This is a genomic window from Corallococcus sp. CA053C, assembly GCF_003611675.1.
In the GTDB taxonomy this organism is placed as follows: Bacteria; Myxococcota; Myxococcia; order Myxococcales; family Myxococcaceae; genus Corallococcus.
Window position 1 is genome coordinate 1 of the sequence record NZ_RAWA01000842.1, and the last position, 607, is coordinate 607.

At 70.8% G+C, this 607-nt stretch carries 1 protein-coding gene; it reads left to right on the forward strand.

The window, feature by feature from the left end; genetic code table 11:
- Positions 1-607 (forward strand): acyl carrier protein (locus D7V97_RS43515; protein WP_147445283.1); only part of this gene is annotated, 607 nt, incomplete at both ends.

A 607-nucleotide genomic window follows, 5' to 3' on the forward strand; every position in this document is an offset into this window, starting at 1 on the left:
CAGGGGCATGACCTGATCGAGGAGATTCCCCCGGCGCGCTGGGACTGGCGCGCGCTCGAGGGCAACCCCCTGAGCGAGCCGAACCGGACCCACATCAAGTGGGGAAGCTTCCTGGAGCAAGTGGAGCTGCGCGACTTCGGCTTCGACTCCATCTCCATGACCCAGTTGGCCAACCGGCTGCGCGAGCAGCTCGCCGTGGACCTCACGGCCGCGATGCTCTTCGAGCATGATCGGCTGGGGTCCCTCGTCGAGCATCTGCTCGCCACGCACCGCGAGGCGCTGGGCGCCCGGTTCCCCGACGAGCGCACCGCCGCCGCGCCCGCGCCGCACAAGCCCCCGGCCCCGATGCGGGTCGAGTCCCGGCCCGCGCCGCGCACCGCTCGCACGGAGCGCTCCGCGTCCGAGCCCATCGCGATCATCGGCATGGGGGGGCTCTTCGCGCGCTCGCCCGATCTCGACACCTTCTGGCGACACCTCGAACAGGGGCATGACCTGATCGAGGAGATTCCCCCGGCGCGCTGGGACTGGCGCGCGCTCGAGGGCAACCCCCTGAGCGAGCCGAACCGGACCCACATCAAGTGGGGAAGCTTCCTGGAGCAAGTGGAGC